10 protein-coding genes and 2 pseudogenes are annotated in these 14,911 nt (G+C 44.0%); 4 read left to right on the forward strand and 8 right to left on the reverse strand.

What is annotated here, in order from left to right; translation table 11 throughout:
- Positions 1-3: 3 nt before the first annotated feature.
- The 8 genes and pseudogenes from CH367_RS17360 to ispH all read right to left on the reverse strand — a co-directional run bounded on the left by CH367_RS17360 (position 4) and on the right by ispH (position 10,599).
- Complete coding sequence (locus CH367_RS17360) at positions 4-2,949, reverse strand: methyl-accepting chemotaxis protein (RefSeq protein ID WP_100763848.1); 2,946 nt, start codon at positions 2,947-2,949, stop codon at positions 4-6.
- Positions 2,950-2,994: 45 nt separating this feature from the next.
- Positions 2,995-5,175, reverse strand: coding sequence for a chemotaxis protein CheA (locus tag CH367_RS17365; RefSeq protein ID WP_100763752.1), 2,181 nt, complete (start codon positions 5,173-5,175; stop codon positions 2,995-2,997).
- 2 nt (positions 5,176-5,177) lie between these two features.
- Positions 5,178-5,570, reverse strand: coding sequence for an STAS domain-containing protein (locus CH367_RS17370; protein ID WP_100763753.1), 393 nt, complete (start codon positions 5,568-5,570; stop codon positions 5,178-5,180).
- A 9-nt stretch (positions 5,571-5,579) separates the two neighbouring features.
- On the reverse strand, positions 5,580-5,942 hold the full coding sequence (locus CH367_RS17375; protein WP_100763754.1) for a response regulator: 363 nt from the start codon (positions 5,940-5,942) through the stop codon (positions 5,580-5,582).
- Between the two features lie 18 nt (positions 5,943-5,960).
- On the reverse strand, positions 5,961-7,220 hold the full coding sequence (locus CH367_RS17380; RefSeq protein WP_100763755.1) for a response regulator: 1,260 nt from the start codon (positions 7,218-7,220) through the stop codon (positions 5,961-5,963).
- A pseudogene (locus CH367_RS21190) lies at positions 7,183-7,632 on the reverse strand (PAS domain-containing sensor histidine kinase); the annotation flags it as partial. The pseudogene CH367_RS21190 and the gene CH367_RS17380, both read right to left, overlap by 38 nt.
- 78 nt (positions 7,633-7,710) lie before the next feature.
- Positions 7,711-9,402 (reverse strand): annotated as a pseudogene (locus CH367_RS17385) (PAS domain-containing sensor histidine kinase); the annotation flags it as partial.
- A 258-nt stretch (positions 9,403-9,660) separates the two neighbouring features.
- Entirely contained in the window at positions 9,661-10,599 is a 939-nt protein-coding gene (ispH, locus tag CH367_RS17390; RefSeq protein WP_100763757.1) for a 4-hydroxy-3-methylbut-2-enyl diphosphate reductase, read from the reverse strand.
- 251 nt (positions 10,600-10,850) lie between these two features.
- Here ispH and CH367_RS17400 point away from each other — a divergent pair, with 251 nt between their 5' ends.
- The 4 genes from CH367_RS17400 (at position 10,851) to CH367_RS17415 (ending at position 14,908) form a co-directional block, all read left to right on the forward strand.
- Positions 10,851-11,699, forward strand: a complete 849-nt coding sequence (locus CH367_RS17400) for a flagellin N-terminal helical domain-containing protein (RefSeq protein WP_002176528.1) — start codon at positions 10,851-10,853, stop codon at positions 11,697-11,699.
- 211 nt (positions 11,700-11,910) lie between these two features.
- Positions 11,911-12,315 (forward strand): hypothetical protein, encoded by a 405-nt coding sequence (locus CH367_RS17405; protein ID WP_100763759.1) that lies wholly within the window; start codon positions 11,911-11,913, stop codon positions 12,313-12,315.
- A 41-nt stretch (positions 12,316-12,356) separates the two neighbouring features.
- A complete protein-coding gene (locus tag CH367_RS17410; protein ID WP_100763760.1) occupies positions 12,357-13,853 on the forward strand; it encodes a TolC family protein in 1,497 nt (498 codons plus the stop codon).
- On the forward strand, positions 13,850-14,908 hold the full coding sequence (locus CH367_RS17415) for a heavy metal-binding domain-containing protein (protein ID WP_100763761.1): 1,059 nt from the start codon (positions 13,850-13,852) through the stop codon (positions 14,906-14,908). Before CH367_RS17410 ends, CH367_RS17415 begins: the two co-directional genes overlap by 4 nt.
- The last annotated feature ends 3 nt before the right edge of the window (positions 14,909-14,911 follow it).

The following is a 14,911-nucleotide window of genomic DNA, read 5'->3' on the forward strand; positions in this document are numbered from 1 at the left end:
CTCTTAATATTTCTCGAACTTTTCGGTCGTTGACGATAATCCGAAACCGTCGGTTTTACCTTTGGCTAAATCCTTTCGAGTTGTCGGAGTCGTTTTGAGAATTCCGGTCTCGGACGAATCCCGATGAATCAAACCTCCGCCGTTGCTCATTCGTTTGTCACCGTCCAAAATCTTAAAGAACAGAACCGATTCCCTGAGTTGTTCCGCTTGTGCGTTCATCTCTTCCGAGATCGCGGCTAACTCTTCCGAAGCCGATGCGTTTTGTTGAGAAACCTGATCGAGTTGTCCCATCGCCTTGTTGATTTCGGAAACACCCGCGGCCTGTTCGTCGCTGGCCGCGGTGATCTCTTGCACAAGGTCCGCGGTTTTTCGAATCGAAGGAACGATCTGAGAAATCAAATCTCCCGCGCGTTCGGCGATCGCGACGCTACTTCCCGCTAAACTACTGATTTCATTCGCGGACTTCTGACTTCTTTCGGCGAGTTTACGAACCTCGGATGCGACTACCGCAAATCCTTTTCCATGATCGCCGGCTCTTGCGGCTTCGATCGCGGCGTTTAACGCGAGTAAGTTGGTCTGATAGGCTATGTCTTCGATGATGCTGATCTTCTCGGCGATCTGTTTCATCGCTTTTACGGTTTCGATCACCGAGGCTCCGCCTTCTTCCGCATCCTTAGAGGATTTGGAAGAGATCTGTTCCGTTTGACGAGAATTCTGCGCGTTCTGATCGATGGAAGCGGTCATTTCCTCCAGGGAAGAAGTTGTTTCCTCTACGCTCGCGGCTTGTTCCGAAGCTCCTTGGCTGAGAGAATTCGCCGTCGATGAAACCTCGGTTGCCGATGTTACAAGACTCGAAGAACGTACGATGATATCACCGATGATATCGTTGAGTTTGTCCATCGTGACGTTGGAATATTCTTTTAACTTTCCGAAAGTTCCGTGATACTCGTTGGTTATTTTTTGAGTCAGGTTTCCTGCGGAAATTCTTTCCAAAGCATCCACGACCTCGTTCAAACCTACGTTACTCACCTCCAACAATTGGTTGAGCGATTGACTTAGATTGAGAAAGAACCCGGTCTTAGAATCGAGCGAGATCCGAGTCGTAAAGTTTCCTTTTGCGGCGGCGTTTACGATTCCTTCCACTTCATCCTGAACGGCAAGTTCGCTCGTAACGTCCGACCATTCCACCACGGAACCGAGACGTTTTCCGCTCACGTCCAAAATCGGGTTCGCGATGAGATTGAACGTCCTTCCTCCGATTTTAATCGTAGCCTTATGAATTCCGGTAAAACTGCTCAATACACCTCTTTGATGTGCCGGGTTCTTGTGAAATTGATCGATGTTCGCTCCGATAAGGGCTTTGAGATTGAAGTGAGCGAATTGTTTTTTGATATCGGCTTCTCCGATCTCGAACATCTGCACAACCGCCTTATTCATATAACGAATATTGAATTCGTTATCCGCGATCATGATGTTCGTCGACGTGCTGTCTAAAGCGACCTTGACTCGAATCAATTCTTCGTTTTCGATTTTTCTTTGTTCGAGAATCTTATTCTGTTCGGTCACGTCGCTCCATTCCACCACGGAACCCAAACGGTCTCCGTTTTCATCTACGATAGGATTTGCGATCAGATCGAATGTTCTTCCTCCGATAGAAATCGAAGAACGGAACGTATCCGTTAATTTATCCAAAAGTCCTCTTTGGTGCGCCGGATTCTTGTGAAAGGTATCAATGTTCGTGCCGATCAACGCGCCGGAGTTGAAACTCGCGAATTGTTTTCTGATATCCGCCTCCGCGACGTGAAACATGGAACGGATCGATTTGTTCATATACACGATGTTCAGATTTCGATCCGCCATCATGATGTTCGTCGTCACGTTGTCTAACGCCACCTTAACGCGCGTTAGCTCCTCGTTTTCGATCTTTCTTTGTTTTTGAACCTTGTTTTGTTCGGTCACGTCGTTCCATTCCACGACCGTACCAAGTTTGTTTCCTTTTACGTCCGTAATCGAATTTGCGATCAGATCAAAATCCCTGCCGCCGATGGAGATTGACGACTTAAACGTTCCGTTGAGCTGATTTAAAAGCCCTCTTTGATGCGCCGGATTTTTATGAAAGATATCTATATTGGTTCCCATCAAACTTCCAAGATCGAAATTGGTGAGTTGTTTTTTGATATCCGTCTCCGCCTTACCGAACATTTCCCGAATCGCCTTATTCATATACACGATGTTTAGATTCCGATCCGACATCATGATGTTCGTCGTAACGTTGTCCACGGCGGTTCTCATTCTTAAGAACTCTCTTTCCAAGTTGAGAATGATATTTTGACTGTTTCTACTAAACCACCAGAGTAATGAAATCAAAAGAATCGAAACTCCGGTATATTCTAAAATTGTAATTAAGAACGCATTGTCCGTGCTCGCAGGAACGATCGCGACCGAAGCCGATTCCGTTGATTTGAGAAGTTCCTTATAAAATTCCGTCCTACTTTGTCTAAAGTCGGAAAGATCCGCAAAGAACGGAGATTTCAGAAGAATAGGGGAATCTTTTTTTAAGTCCTTAGAGGATGAAATTTTTTCTTTCAATTCATCCAGGGAGGTAAAAAGGGAAGATATTTTTTTGTCGAACTTACGAATCGAAAAATCGTCTTTGGATTCCGAATCGGACAAAAATGATTTCAGATTTTTTAGATCGGTTTTGATTCCGTCAAGGTCCTCGAGCAGAGTTTCCTTATCCTTTCCGAGGGCAAGATGCATGGAAAAATCGGCGAATGAATCCTCCGTTTTCAAAAAAGTCTCTCCGGATCGTCGTAAGGACTCCAATCGTTCTCCGTTGTTCGTTCCTAAAACGGGCGTCGAACTCCGAAAGTTTTGAAGCGATAAAAAAACGAATCCGTTTATGGTGATAGCCAGTCCGATCCAAATTCCTAAGTTTTTTCGAAACATCTGATTTCTCCACATTCAATATCTGTAAAATGATTCCTAAATTCCTTAACTCGTCTTGGCGGCAAACTCCCGATTCTTATTTTGTTCCTGGTCTCGAATCGAGTTATACAAACCCGGAACGTCGAGTATAAATGCGATTTCTCCGCTTCCCAAGATCGAAGTTCCGCTGAAACATTTGATGTTTTTGAAAACTTCGGCCATGGGGCGGATCACGGATTGAACCTCTCCTTGGAGATCGTTCACCACAATTCCGAAGGATTTGTCCTCATATTCCAATATGAGAATATTCTCTTTTTCAAATACGGATCTTTCCAAAACTAGAAATTCGGAAAGATGAAGGACCGGCAAAAGTTCTCCGCGCAGATTCATGGTTCCCGACGAGGAACCGTTCAATACGACCTTGGATTCCACGGTTTCCCGCACCATCTGCATCGGCACGATAAAGTAAAGACCGGAAGCTTTCACTAAGAAGCCGTCTATGATTGCAAGAGTAAGAGGCAAACGAATCTGAAAGGAACTTCCTTGATCCTTTATGGTTTGAATCTGAACGGTTCCGCGTAAGGATTCTATGTTTCGAAGAACCACGTCCATACCCACGCCACGACCGGAAAGATTGGTGACTTGTTCCGCCGTTGAAAATCCGGGCTGAAAGATCAGTGAATAAATTTCCGATTCCGATAAATTCTGATCTCTCGTGATCAATCCTTTTGAAATCGCCTTGTCGACGATCTTCTCAGCATCCAAACCTTTCCCGTCGTCCTGAATCACGATCAATATACTTCCCGTGCCGTGACTTGCTTGGATTTGAAGTTTACCCGTTGCGGGTTTTCCTTTTCGAATTCTTTCTTCGGAGGTTTCAATTCCGTGGTCGAGTGCGTTTCGTAGTATGTGAACGATCGGGTCTGCGATTTTTTCGATCACGGATCGATCGAGTTCGGTTTCTCCGCCGATGATCTCAAGTTCCACTTGTTTGTTGAGTTCTTTGGAAAGATCGCGCACGACTCGTTTGTATTTTTCAAAAAGATCCGCGATCGGGACCATACGAAGACTGAGAGCAAACTCCCGAATTTCGCTGACGAGACGATACAAGGATTCCGAACTTTCGATCAACTGTGTGTCTTCGGTATCTCCAATCCTTCTACTTAGATTCGCTTCTTGGGTGATCAGCTCGCCGACAAGAGCGATTAACGTGTCGATCTTGGACGAATCCACTCTCAACGTTTTGGTCTGCATCTTGAGCGCTTCGGATTCTTTTCCATTCTCCGTAAGGGAAGAGGAGCCGGAAGAAGACGGATTTGATTCGATTGATGAACTTGAACTTTCCCTCGAATCCGGGACATCGGATTTGTTTCTTAGTTTCAGAAGTTCTTCTTCGGTTAACGCTTTTTGAATTTCAAGGGCGTTTAAATACACTTCTTTGCCTAATGGAAAATCATCGCAGTTCTCCGCAAATAAACGTAAAGAGCTTTGAGGAGGAAGAATTTTAAGATAACTTCCTTCTTTTAAAAACTGAAACGTAGAATGAATTTCATTTCCATCCGAGGAGGATTCGTAAGAAATTTCAAACCCGAGATACGAAAGCTCCGGATTAAAACTTTCCCAATCGGGAATCGAATCCGGATACACGAAAAGATGTCTGATCTTTCCGGATTGAGACAGATATTTGATGAATGTATAGGGATCCATTCCTGACTCGTAGAGATGCGGGTTCGGAATGAGAGTGATCTGCCAATACGAAGACGTGGAAGTAAGATCGAACTCCGACGATGTCGCATTATTTTTTGATTCTCCATTCTTCCCGGAATGAGAGGTCGCTTGTGTTTCTTGGGCGGAGGTTTCGGAAAGAAGTTTTTTGACGAGTTGAATGAGCTCGGCTTGTCTATGCGAGGTCTTGGAATCCAACACAAGAGTATCGCCAACGATTCCCACAAGATGACGGATATGATCACACGCTAAAAATAAAAATTCGATTCCTTCTTTGGTAAGATTTTGTTTCCCCGATCGAATTCGATCCAAAAGGGTTTCCACGTCGTGCGTAAACGTTTCGATGGGTTCGTAGCCGAACATCCCCGAAGTTCCTTTGATCGTATGAATCGTTCTAAATACCGAATGAATTCCTTCGGTATTTTTAGAATCCTTTTCCAAAATCAAAAGATTGGATTCCATAGAGGAAAGCAATTCTTCGGATTCGGATATAAACGTGTCCCTGACCTCGGAAAGATCCATCTTTAATCCTTATTCATACCGTATTGAAACGAAAATTCTCCGCGTTCTTCCTTGGAAACTTTGATCTTATCTCTCAAGAACCCGGTAAGCCCGAAGAGATCGATCAATCGAAGTACACTATGACTGTGATTTACGAAACGCACGCTCGCATCCTTTCGTTTGGCTTCCTTTTTAAGAGCCAGTAAAATCTGAAGACAGGAAGTATCCATCTTCGCGATCTTCCAAAGATCGATTTCTAAAAAAACGGGAGAATCTTTCATCACTCCGTCGAGCTTCTCCTTAAATTCGGAGGCTTCGTAGATCGTTAGCTCGCCCTCTACGGTTACTTTCAAACCGGAGGACTGAGAATCCTTCGTTTTGTATATTTCAGGATTTGTATATAATGAAAATGACATATACTTTTCTCAAGGAAGTAGCTTATGGATCGTCTGCACCAGCTCTTCGGGGGAGAACGGTTTCGTAAGCCACGCCCTCGCGCCCGCGGCCATTCCCTCCGTTTTTACCTCTTCTTGCGATTCGGTCGTAAGCATTATGATCGGAGTGAACTTATTCTTAGGATCTTTTTTGATTTCCTTTACGAAAGTGATCCCATCCATATTCGGCATGTTCATGTCGCTGACGATTAAATCCACCTTGTCGCCTTGCAATTTGTCCAAACCGTCCTGACCGTCTACGGCTTCGAGTATGTCGAAATTCGAATTGCTCAGATGCAGGTTCAGAATTTTCCTAAAAACGGCCGAGTCGTCCACGATGAGAATTCGTTTCATTCTTTCCTTTCTCCTTTATCAAACCAGAGGGATAAAAATTTCCGCGAGAACACAAAGACTTACGTCTTCGGAAGTATGATCGTTCGCGTTGTGTATAAAAAAGAGACCGTGGTGTTTGCGGACGATATGATCCACCGCGGTAAGTCCCAGGCCGAGACCGAATTTCTCCAGATGGCTTACGTTTTCAACGGGCGGATAAATTCGAAAAAAGGGTTGGATCACGAGTTGTTCGAACTTTTCGGGAATTCCTCCGTAGGGTTTTACGTCCACTCGGTTCTTAAACGTGATACAGAAATAACTTTGATTGATGTTCGCGAAAATTTCGATCGGAGAATTGGAGGAACAATATTTAAAAGCGTTGAGAAACAATTCCTCCATCGCTAAATACAAAAGGGAAAGATTTACGTTTATCTTATATTCTCTTTTTAATACGGGAAGATTGACGGATACTTTTTTGGATGTCAAAAAAGAATTCAAACCCTCGGGTAACTCTTTGATTTTATCCAGAACGTCCTTGGAAGAAATCACGGAAGGCAGAAAATCCTCATCGATCAAATTCAAAAGTTTTTCAAGACCGAGAAGCATGTTTTTGGTGATTCGGTTATTGGTGAGAAGAAGATCGAGAACCTCCTTATCCACCTTGTAGAAATTCCCGTCCTGAATTTTAACGGAGTCTATCATATCCAAAAGACTTGTCATCGCTCCGATCCCGCTTCCTTGAGAAAGGGAAGTTTTCAAACTGTGAATCGAAGTTTTTTCGAAGGATTCGCTGTCCGATTTACGGATCGTTTCTTTGTAGGTAAGCCATTCGAGCTGACTTCTGAGTTTTTGCCCTTCGATCTCCGCGAGATTCTCCTCCATGTTTTTGAGATAACAATAGTTCAGAGCCTTCTGAAGAACCTTGAGAAAAATTTCGGGATAAATCGGTTTGAGAATATAATCGAACACACCGAGTTTCATGATTTCAATGATCTTCTCGTTGCTGTCGATCGCGGTTTGGACAAGAACCACCGCGTTAGGATAAACCTCTCTGAGTTTTACGAGAAAGGAACGCCCGTCCATCACCGGCATCATCAGATCCAAAATAAAAAGCGAATATTTACGATCTTGAATGAGTTGCATGGCTTCGGCACCGTTAGCCGCAACCTCGTGTTTCACTCCGAGTTCGTCGCATAAACTTTCTAAAAGAATACTGTTCTCTTGTTTATCCTCGACGATCAGAATCGGATCGTTCGGAATTCTATGAAGAGTATTCTTCTTTTTCAGTTCGGTCTCCAAGATATATCTCCTTCTCAATCTCGATTAAAATCGATTTCAACTTATCTAAGGAAAACGGGTTCTGGATCGTGTAATCCGGGAAGAAAGGAAGCAGATCTTCCTGAAACGGAAGCGGGATATCCGCTGTTTCCAAAAGGACGAGATGTCTGAACTTAGGGTCCCCGTTCAATAAGGTTCTCAAGGATCTGACAACTGCCGTTTCTTCCAAGAGCAGACGTGTATCATATAGCAGTATTCTATGAGAATCGAGGCTTTTTTGTGAAATTTTGGAAAAATCTTTCACGGTACGAAGCGTAATGAACTCTTGCGAGTTATGTATGAAATATTTTTCAATCGCTCTATCGTAAATCCGATCCTGAATCGCGAGTAGAAGCGATAGAGACTTAAGTTCTTCGGGATATAACATTTCCTGCAAAGAAGGATTCGAAGTCGGATTTTGAGTCGAAGCCGACGGCAAGGATACGTCTATCTTCGATTCGGAAATGGAGAATGGAATGAATACGCTGAACTTGCTACCGCGTCCGGGTTCGCTTTCCACTTCGATGGAACCGTGATGTGCCTCCACGATTTTTTTTACGATGGGAAGTCCGAGCCCGCTTCCTTCATACGCGCCTCTGTCTTCTCCCTTTACTTGATAAAAGGTTTCGAAAATATTCGGAATCTCATCAGTAGGAATTCCGATTCCTGAATCTCGAACCGAAAGAAGAAATCGATCCTCCAATCTTTCCAGTCGGATTAATATTTCGCCGGAAGATTCGGTAAACTTAATCGCGTTCCCGAGCAGGTTGAGAATCACCTGTCGGATTCGTTTCGGATCCGCTTTGATTTCGAAGTCCGCTCCTTCGGGAAAAAATTCGAAAGTCATTCCGATCTTTTTTGTGATCGCTTGCCCGAGAATCATTTCAACCGAAGTGGAAGTCAGTTCTTTGAGATCGAAATCGGATTCGTTCAATACCAATTTACCGGCTTCGATTCTGGAAACGTCCAGAATATCGTTGATGATATTCAAAAGATGAACGCCCGAATGAAAGATAAGATCCTTATATTTGTTTTCTTTTTCCATATCATCGGGAAGTTGCATGAGTCTGGAAAACCCGATGATGGAATTGAGGGGAGTTCTCAGTTCGTGACTCATATTGGCCAAGAATTCGGATTTGGCTTTGTTGGCTTTTTCCGCCATTTCTTTTTGGAGATTCAACTCTTCGGTTCTTTGATCCACAAGAACTTCCAGCTTTTCCCTATGAACTTTCAATTCTTCTAATACGTTTTTTCTTTCCAAAAAAACGCTGATCAAATCGACGAATGTACGGATCGTAAAAATTTCCTCCTTCACGACCTCCGTCATTTTGAAATTTTCAAAACCCGCAAATCCGAACCATTCGTTCGAAACAAAAAGCGGAATCAAGGTTATGGAGCGGATTTCTCTTTGCGCAAAAAAGAGTTTTTCGTTTTCGGGAAATTCGCCGACGTTTCCCTGCAGATAACCGCCGGATGAAAAAATCTTTTTCCAACGCGAGTAATGATCCTTATACGAAACGACTTTCGTCATCGGAATTTTGGAAGTATCCAAGGAAGGATCGCTGACTTCCAGATAAAGTTCGGCGGAATTCGCGTTTTCGGAATTCTTAAACAGATACAATCTTTCCGAATCCACAAAGACCAAAAATTGTTCCATCGCGTATTTTAGAATTTTTAGTTCCACGGAAGAGGACAAAAGAATCTGCGTCGCAGAAGTGATTCCCATTTCCAAACGAAGACGTCTTGTTGCGGATTCTCCCTTTTTTACTTTTTCGGTGATGTCTCTTTGGATCGAGATAAAGTAAAGAACGGTTCCGCTTGCATCCCGTATCGCCGATACGTGCAACTCGACGTTGTATGGACTTCCGTCTTTTTTATAATTGACGGTTTCACCCGAAAAGTCCCTGCCTTGTGCAAGCGAACGTTTCAAATCTCCCAAAGCTTTTCGATTGGTAAGAGGACCTTGCAGAATACGGGGAGTTTGACCGATGAGTTCCGAACTTTGATAACCGGTCATCGCACAAAAAGCCGGATTTGCAAAGATGATCTTCGGACCGGGCGAATCCAAAATCGCATCGGTTACGAGAATCGAATCTGAAATTTGATTCACAAGAATTTCATAAAGTTCTTGAGAATGTTCAAAGTTTGTCGGATCGCGTTCCACGGCCCGAAAACATCCTCAATTTTATAAAAAGATCAATGATTTTATTATTTGAGAAACGGTTTATTCAATATTCGAAAAGTAAAAAGTTCTAAATTAGATTTTTGGAAAACTTCGTTCGATTTCGATTTTGAAAGAATTTAAAAAGAAAACGTTAAAAATCGGTAAAAAATTAATTTCCAAAGTCCCTCATTCCTTAAGGAATATGGAAAAGTATACGCATTTTCTATGTCGCCTAATCGGAACGTTTTGAACGATTGTTTAACTGAGCAGATTGCCTGGAAGTTTAAAATTCATGGAATCCTCTCTCGAACCGGGAAACAATTCCACTTCGGCGTTCGGATAAAACGTTTTCAATTTGGAGATGATCTCGTCCACAAGAACCTGAGGAGTGGAGGCTCCAGCAGTTAATCCTAATATTCTAATTTGATTATTTTGAATGTATTCTTTGGAAAGATCGTCCGCTCCGGTTACCTTAAAGGAATGCGGTTTCGATTTTTGAGCGAGTTGTAGAAGTCTGAGAGAATTGGAACTGTTGTCCGCTCCGATCACGAGCATCGCGTCTATTTCTTCCATCATCAGAGAGACGGCTTCCTGTCTTTCGGTGGTCGCATAACAAATATCGTCCTTTGCGGGATGTTCCACGAACGGAAACGTATTCGCAATCTGATCTACGACGCTTTTCGTATCGGCGACGGAAAGAGTGGTCTGCATCAAATAGGTGAGAGGTTTGTCCGGATCGATCTTGTCCTTGAGGGCGAGAACGTCTTCGGCGGATTCTACGAGAAACATCTCCGCTTCTCCCATGGTTCCGATCGCCTCGTCGTGTCCTTCGTGACCGATATAAATGATTTGATGAGTGTCCTTGATTCTGCGAGCCTTTCTGTGAACTCGAGTTACGAGCGGGCAGGTTGCATCCCCGATTTTCATTCCTCTTTTTTTCGCGGCGTCTACTACGGAAGGAGCCACTCCGTGCGCGGAGAAAACCACGGTCGCGCCGTCCGGAGCCTCGTCCAGATCGTTGATAAAAAGAATTCCTCGTTTTTTCATGTCTTCCACGACCCTGCGGTTGTGAACGATCTCCTTACGCACGTAAATCTGTTCCGCCGCGTTCGCCTGAACCTGTTCCACGTAAGAAATCGCATACTTCACGCCGGCGCAAAATCCTCTGGGGTTGGCTAAATAGATCTTCTCTAACATGATATCTCCGTCCGCTTGCCATTTTAGGAAACTCGGCTCAGCGAAGAATCAAAAAAATTCTCCCTTTCTTCTTAGATCGGATTGGGGACATAGAATCCGTTTCGGGGAAGAATATTTTATCTCTTCCGGATTCAAAAAAGTTCATTATCGGATTTTACGGACCAGTCGATGGATTCTTTGAAAAGGTCAAGGAAGACCTTTGAAAAATCATAACCCCCTTTTTAAGGGAATCGGATTCAAGGAGGAACCGAATGATTATCAACCATAATATCAGTGCCATTTTCGCGCACAGAACATTGAAGTTCAATAGCGAAAACATGGGAAAGGACATCGAGAAATTGTCCTCCGGGATGAGAATCAACCGCGCAGGTGATGACGCTTCCGGTCTTGCAGTGTCCGAAAAAATGAGAACTCAGATTCTGGGTCTCAGAAGAGCGGAAATGAACACTGAAGATGGTATGTCTCTGATTCAGACAACTGAAGGATATCTACAGGAAACTCATGAAATCGTTCAGAGAATCCGGGTTCTGGCAGTTCAGGCCGCTAACGGTATTTATACCGAAGAGGACAGACAACAGATCCAAGTGGAAGTTTCTCAGTTGGTGGACGAGATCGACCGTATCGCTTCCCAAGCGGAATTCAACAAGATGAAACTCCTTACCGGAGCTTTCGCTCGTTTGAACCCGACTGCGAGTATGTGGTTTCACATGGGTGCAAACATGCACCAAAGAGAAAGAGTTTACATTGAAACGATGAATACGGCGGCATTGGGTCTCAGAAACCCGACCGTTTTAACGTTTATCTCTCTTTCTACAGCCGGCAAGGCTAACTCGGTAATCGGATTGGCTGACGATGCGCTCCGTTCCATCTCTAAACAGAGAGCGGACTTGGGTGCGTATTACAACCGTCTGGAACACGCCGCTAAGGGTCTCATGAACGCTTATGAGAACATCCAAGCCGCGGAATCCAGAATCCGTGATACCGACATGGCTGAGCAAATGACCAGCTTTACGCGTTACCAGATCCTGACTCAGGCGGCGACCGCGATGCTGGCTCAGGCCAACATGAAACCGCAAACGGTTCTCCAGTTACTCAAGTAAACTGAAAGCACCGTTTCTTCCGGCTGAAAGACCTTAAATTTCAGCCGGAAGACTTAAGCAAAAGCCGGAAACGACGATATCTAAAATGGATTTATAATTCCCGTTATAAATCGCCGTACGACTCTGAAGCCCGAGTATTCCATGAGAATCTTCGGGCTTTTTTTTCTTCCATTGTGCGTTTCGTTTTCGTCCAATGGACAAGATGTCCGAGATGTCGCTTATCAAAAAGGGGAATGGGGTTGTCGTAATTTTTGCGATCGCACTCAATCTATTCTGTTCCTCCCTAAACGACGTTACGGGTGTTTGTCCGATGACAACTTCCGCGTTCGATGCGGATTCTTCGGCTTCTCCCTGCCATGGGGAGAATGGAGAATCTTCAAACGAATCCTCTTCTCCATGTTGTTCCCCTGAAATCGCTGATGGAATTTCTCAACCGGAGTTCAGGATCGAATCGGAAAGTTGGTTTCAGTTTCAGGTTTTTGCGGTTCTATTTTCACTTCCGATTGAGTTCGTTTTAGAACCGATCGCACAAATTTCCTTTTTCAATGCAGATTTCAGCTTTTACCGCCCGGATTCCAAAGATTCTCTTTCTATCCTTCAAGTTTTTCTAATCTAAACCCAATCCTTCCTTTTTCTTTTTAAATTTAAGGAGGGACCATGGGTTCTCTACCCATTCATTCTATTTTTATAATATTCTATTTTTATCTTTCAGTCGGTAATTTGTCCGTGTTCGCCGATCCTTCGCGGTTGCCTCAGTCGTCTTCGAACGGCAAACGTGTGGAAGAGGTTTTGAGCCTCATCGCGGAGGAACATCCGGAAGCGAAGTCGCTCGGACATCTTACACATTCGCATAAATCGCATACGGAGGCTTCCGGAATTCTTCCCGATCCTAAAATCGGAGTCGCCTACAGAAACTATCCGGCCCGCAACGGATACGCGTTAAACGACAGACAACTCGATACTCCTACGATGACCGGAGTTGAGTTTTCGGTTTCACAAGAACTTCCGTTTCCGGGTAAACTCGGTTCCGAACAAAAAATTTCCAAATTTATGGAACGAGAAGCGAGCCTAACGTATGTTTCCGGAATCAACCGAATTCTCTGGGATTTTTTATCCAAACTCAATCGTTATCAAAGATTGAAAAATAAGATGGAACTGAATCGGAGTACGATCGATCTTCTTTCCGCTCAGAAAAACGTAGCAATGGGGTATTATTCTTCGGGAAATATTTCCTTGGCGGAGGCGTTTAAACCCGCAATCGCAAAAACGGAATCCATAGAAAGAGAAACCGAATATACCACGAATCTCAAAGATATTTCTTCCCAGTTGAATTACTTTCAAATCCCCGATCGACTTTCTAAAAACGATCTTTCTTCTTTGGATTTGGATTCTTACTTTAAGGAAAACGAATCTAAAATTCTTTCGATTCAAAACTCGATCGAAAATTCCGCGACGGACAATCCGGACTATAGGGCGTTTCTAACCGAGGAAAAACGTCTGAAGGAATCCGCTCGTTTAAGTAAACTTTCGCTTCTTCCTCAAACCGAAGTTTTCGTTTCGTATATGAAACGAAGATCTCAAACCTTCGCGCTCGACCGAGGTCCCTTGGATTATCGTTTGATGGACACGACCGAATACAGAGGGGATCTTTTCAGTTTCGGCGTAACCATGAAGGTTCCGTTTTGGTCCGCCTTAAAATGGGGAAGCATCACGGGGCAGTATGAAAAACAAGCGGACGCAGGAAAAGAATCCGCCGAGAAAGCGAGAAAACAAATTGTTTCCGAACTGCAAAGAAACTTGGAACTGATCCAAGGTTTCGACAAACAACTCGAGATTCTTCAAAAACAATTGATCCCCGAATTGGAAAAAGCGGTTCGAGCCAATTCCAATTTGTATCTTCCGGGCAAAGCCAAATTGCAGGACGTTCTGATTGCACAAGTCGAAGTGGTCAACGCGAAGATTCGCAAAGAAGACCTCTACGAAAGAAAGAACGAATCCATTCTCAACATTCTCAGATTGCTCAGTCTTCTGTATCCGGAAAAAGAAACCGGTCCTCATCTCGAACACGATCACGAAGTTCGTAAGATTTCGAAGACTTCAGAATCCGCAAACTCGTCCATCTCATCCGAAATGAATTCGGGAGAATCCTTATGAAACGGAAAATTCTATTCTTAACCGCGTTAGTCGCTCTCCTTTCCGTTTTGGCTCTTTGTAAAAAAACCAAACAAATTTATTACTGCCCGATGCATCCTACGTATACGTCCGATCGTCCGGGAACATGCCCGATTTGTAATATGGATCTCGTTCCAAAAACGCACGAGAATCACGAAGAACATACAACGCCGGATTCTTCGCAAAGTTCTTCCGGTGGACCTGTAAATGGAAAATCGGAGCCGACATTCAAAACGAAGAATTCTCAGGAGATTCAACTTTCTCTCGAAAAACAACAATCGATCGGAATCCGGACGGAAACGGTTCAAAGAAGGGATTTGAATAAAAGAATTTCCGCATATTCTACGGTTGCATACGATCCCGAATTGTATACGGCGCTTACGGAGTATAAGGAACTTTTGCGCGCTCGAGAATTGTTATCCGATTCGTCCTCGTTTGCGGGTCAAAATCCGCAGATTCGTCTTAGACAACTCGGCCTTTCCACGGAACAAATCCGACTTTGGTCCTCGGGAAAAAGAGATCCTTCCGAATTGATCTTAGGCGGTAAGTCGGGAAGGGCTCATATCTATTCTCAAATTTACGAATCCGATCTCGCCGTAGTTCGTGTCGGTTTAAAAATTTCGTTCCGAACCAACGTGTATTCGGATGCGATCTTTTACGGGAGAATCGCGAGCATCGATACGATTCTGGATAAGAACAATCGAACCCTCCGACTCAGAAGCGAGGTCTACGACAAAAATCAAATTTTAAAACCACAGATGTTCGGAGATCTGGAAATCGATCTTCCTTTGAAAAAAGTTCTAAGCGTTCCATCCTCGGCGGTTCTCGATACGGGTATGCACAAGACAGTGTATGTGCAAACGGGACCGGACAATTTCATAGGAGTTCCGGTTAAGACGGGTGCGAGCGCGGGTTCTTGGATCGAAATCAAAGAAGGATTGCAAGAGGGAAAGAAAGTGGTCGTCGAATCGGCCTTTTTACTCGACTCGGAAGCCAAAATACGTTTCGGTTCCTCCGCCGAAGATCATAAACACTGAGGT

Source organism: Leptospira barantonii, assembly GCF_002811925.1.
Classification (GTDB): domain Bacteria; phylum Spirochaetota; class Leptospiria; order Leptospirales; family Leptospiraceae; genus Leptospira; species Leptospira barantonii.

Excerpts from the sequence above, each read along its gene's own strand:
- CH367_RS17410 (WP_100763760.1), top strand. The coding sequence starts at position 12,357 with ATGGGTTCTCTACCCATTCATTCTATTTTTATAATATTCTATTTTTAT.
- CH367_RS17405 (WP_100763759.1), top strand. The coding sequence starts at position 11,911 with ATGTCGCTTATCAAAAAGGGGAATGGGGTTGTCGTAATTTTTGCGATC.
- CH367_RS17365 (WP_100763752.1), bottom strand. The coding sequence starts at position 5,175 with ATGGATCTTTCCGAGGTCAGGGACACGTTTATATCCGAATCCGAAGAA.
- CH367_RS17370 (WP_100763753.1), bottom strand. The coding sequence starts at position 5,570 with ATGTCATTTTCATTATATACAAATCCTGAAATATACAAAACGAAGGAT.
- ispH (WP_100763757.1), bottom strand. The coding sequence starts at position 10,599 with ATGTTAGAGAAGATCTATTTAGCCAACCCCAGAGGATTTTGCGCCGGC.
- CH367_RS17415 (WP_100763761.1), top strand. The coding sequence starts at position 13,850 with ATGAAACGGAAAATTCTATTCTTAACCGCGTTAGTCGCTCTCCTTTCC.
- CH367_RS17375 (WP_100763754.1), bottom strand. The coding sequence starts at position 5,942 with ATGAAACGAATTCTCATCGTGGACGACTCGGCCGTTTTTAGGAAAATT.
- CH367_RS17400 (WP_002176528.1), top strand. The coding sequence starts at position 10,851 with ATGATTATCAACCATAATATCAGTGCCATTTTCGCGCACAGAACATTG.
- CH367_RS17360 (WP_100763848.1), bottom strand. The coding sequence starts at position 2,949 with ATGTTTCGAAAAAACTTAGGAATTTGGATCGGACTGGCTATCACCATA.